Annotated in this window: 1 protein-coding gene and 1 pseudogene; one reads left to right on the forward strand and one right to left on the reverse strand. The window is 55.7% G+C overall.

Features of this window, described 5'->3' with window-relative positions; genetic code table 11:
• Positions 1-128: 128 nt before the first annotated feature.
• Positions 129-887: pseudogene (locus G3O00_RS41285) on the forward strand (IS3 family transposase); the annotation flags it as partial.
• Between the two features lie 137 nt (positions 888-1,024).
• Here G3O00_RS41285 and G3O00_RS41290 read toward each other — a convergent pair.
• A complete protein-coding gene (locus G3O00_RS41290) occupies positions 1,025-2,647 on the reverse strand; it encodes a hypothetical protein (protein ID WP_206146446.1) in 1,623 nt (540 codons plus the stop codon).
• Between the last annotated feature and the right edge of the window lie 792 nt (positions 2,648-3,439).

Genomic DNA, 3,439 nt, shown 5'->3' on the forward strand with positions numbered 1-3,439 from the left:
ACCGAGCGGCCTCATAGCTCACTCGGCTATCTGACGCCGGTGCAGTTCGCCTTGGCGCACGATGCAAAGCAGCAGTTTTTAACCTTGGACTCTAACTGCAGTCCGGACTAAAACCGGGGGCAGGTCATTACGAGTCGGTCGCGCGGGATCAAAGCGCGCTGGAGATGCGCATCAAGGAGATCACGGAAGTGCGAGTGCATTACGGTGCACCTCGGGTGTACGTGATGCTTCGCCGGGAAGGCTGGCGAGACAACCATAAACGCGTCGAGCGCGTGTATCGGGAACTGGGGCTTTCATTGCGCCACAAACGACCTCGACGGAACAAGTCGGCTCGGCGCCGATAGCCAAAGCAGTCAGTGAGCGCAATCAACGAAATCTGGAGTATGGACTTCGTCGCTGATGCGCTGTTTGATGGTCGGCGCTTGCGCACGCTCACAATCGTGGACAACTACACGCGAGAATGCCTGGCGATTGAAGTCGACGGCTCGTTGCGGGGCGAGCACGTTGTCGCTGCGCTGACCTGGCTTGCGCAGCATCGTCCGCTTCCCCGCTATATCAAGGCAGACAATGGCAGCGAATTCATTTCGGAGGCGCTCGACAAATGGGCGTACGAGAATGGCGTGGAGATTGACTTCTCTCGTCCTGGCAAGCCGACCGACAATGCGAAGAACGAATCCTTCAACGGACGGTTCCGGGAGGAATGCCTCAATGCACATTGGTTCTTGTCGCTGGAGGACGCCAGACGCAAAATCGAGGTCTGGCGCGAGTACTATAACGAGGCGCGCCCTCACTCTGCGCTGCAGTGGATGACACCGGCGGAATTCGCCCGCCAGTGCTCCGATCGGGCCGATTCGGCCCGCCCCGAAGAGCCGGAATTTTCCAACTAAGACTGGGACGGAAATTGGGCCAGTCTCAAAAAAATCCTGCTCCAAAAGCTACTTGCTTGAAAAAAAGAATGCGAATCTATCTAGAGGATTGTTAAATCCCCTTGGGTCGACCCAGAAATCCTCGTCATATTTTATCTTCAAAAAACTAGCGGAAAATGGATCGCGCATGGTGAGTAAATGTCCGTGCCCCCCTCTTCAATGGTATCGAGAATGCGAGTATGTCCATTCAAGTTTAGAATACAAGGACCGTACTTTGCGATAGAATATTTCAGTTCATTAAAAAAGACCGTGTTTGATCCTCTCCCTCCGCTGACAACGTGCGGAGCGCGTCCTGAGCGGACTTGCAACGACTGATACAGGTCGGATACCTCCCTTCGGCGCCCTACTTCTTTGTAATTGCGCATTTGTTCGATCATTTGATTGGCAGGTTTACCTTCGCCAAGCAGCATTTCCTCACATGCATAACTACAGTCCCGGAGTTCAGCTTGTGGAACCATCCATTTACCTCCGGGTAGTGGGTAAATCGCATGAGTGTCGCTGATAGACTGGACGGTTTGTCCATTAACCTTGAACTTAGCGGTCGCAGCTTTTGGGTTGACTTTATATTCGGCGAAAACTTGGGATATTGAATCCCGATGCGCGTCATAGATGATACCGGCTTGACTCTTGAGCTGTCGACCGATGCATTCAAAAAAACCGTCTTCGCGACGAATCGTTTCGTGGCCAGTCCCATGATCAACAGGAAAACGACGCACTTTTCCGTCTGGACCCGAGACGAAAACATCTTTCGTACCGTGTGCGCGGAACATCGGGTGTTTTTCGAGAAATTTCTGCGAGTACGGCAATAACGAGATCGTTGCCTTTTTATATGGCCTAACATCGTGCTCGACTGCATTGCGATCGTGAACACCGCCGACACTGGCGGCGGGGAAGGACAGATCCAAGTCAGTTGGTGAGCTGACATTGCGGCTGGAGGACGGAATGGCGAAGTCCGGCGGCTGGGCTGATGATCCAGATGGTTCGCCGTAGTGAAAAAAGGGCGCGACGCTCGTGGCCTCGGGCATGTAGGGATGCGTGCCGAAGCCAGGCTGACGGTGTTGGCTACCGGAGGCAATCGGTACCATGGGTTGATCCGTTGGCAACGGAGCATGAAAGCCGGCTGGCGCGAAGGCGCCGGGATTCGCCGTGGCGTGGTCGAATGGCTGGGGATTCGGGGCGCTCAGGCCGGCCTCGACCGAGAAGTGTTGAGCCGACGTCGTATCAAGCGGTGCGGAAAGATAAACTCCATAATCGGGCCGTGCGGTGTCAATCATGGAAGCGTTTAACACATTGAATCGGCCATTTTGATCCGGCGCGAAATTGCCTACGAGCAAGGCAGAGTGACCTCCTACAGTCGATAGGGTTGCCGAATATGCGGTGGTCCCCGTTGGCACTCCTTCGCCCGCAAATGTCAGCTGATTGTTGTTGATGACATGCCGCATAGCCAGCGCGGCTATGTGCTCATCTTTATCGTCGCTTAGAGCATGCCTACCTAGCCACTCAGCCGAGCCGTCGTTGATCATGTCGTACCGGAGAACGGGCGGAGGCGGATTGGTTGCGGGTCGACGCATCGGGCCGAGCCCGCCGAACTGATTGAGTGCAGCCTGGTGCGGGGCATGCGTGGCGGGCTGTGGACGCTGGGCGGATTGGGGCGCCGCAGGGGTGAATTCTGGATAATTCGGCCCGCTGCCAGGGCCGCGAACATTGAAAGGATCTGCCATTTGGGACACTCGGTTGAGGGAGGATGGCAAAGTTTGGAGCTAAGCGGCGTGGCGCATGCGGCCGATGCGAGGTGCGGTACAGGGATGCGAAGCAGTTCGGGCGGGAATTGTTGCAGCGCGAATCACTTTAAGGTTTTGAGTCTTCGGCGGTGGTCGATGACGCGCGCAATCGGTATACCAACCTCGTTGGGCAACGATACGGCTCAGACGGGGACGTTCTGAGTCTACGAACTTCAACAGCCGGTCACGAATGGCAGGCAAAGGCCAGTCAGATCTGGCTCGGGCACACTGGTATCGGCGGTGGGCGAATCTGAGCCAGCGCAGCATGATCGAGGACATGCAGGCTCTCGCCGCGACACGTGGTGGACAATGTTTGTCGACCGAGTACTACGGCGAGCGTGTGACGCCGGCGTGGCGGTGTGTGCCCGCCATTTCGCATCGATTCCTTCGCCAATGCGAAAAGACATCAAGCGACGCGAATTTGCGTAGCGAATATCTGTCGATTCGGGCGGTAGTGGCTCCGGGACACCGTTACTGCGACCAGCGCCGAGGTAATGCGCAAAGCGCGACGTAGCAAGTACACTGGGCTCCGGTCTTTGACCGATCAATGAACTAAGAGCGGAGAATGGCCGTCTTTCGAAATGCGCCACCCGCATATTGATTTGCTATCCTATTTAATGATTAAATCGCAATATATCGGAGTTATAAATATCTGGCTTAACGTGCACCGGACCGGTATCTTGGACAGCGAACACGACTTCCTCCGGCGCTTACGTTGGCCGAAATGGCGAG

The organism is Burkholderia sp. Ac-20384 (assembly GCF_017104605.1).
Classification (GTDB): Bacteria; Pseudomonadota; Gammaproteobacteria; order Burkholderiales; family Burkholderiaceae; genus Burkholderia; species Burkholderia lata.

Coding starts and splice junctions, on each gene's coding strand:
- G3O00_RS41290 (WP_206146446.1), bottom strand. CDS start 2,647: ATGGCAGATCCTTTCAATGTTCGCGGCCCTGGCAGCGGGCCGAATTAT.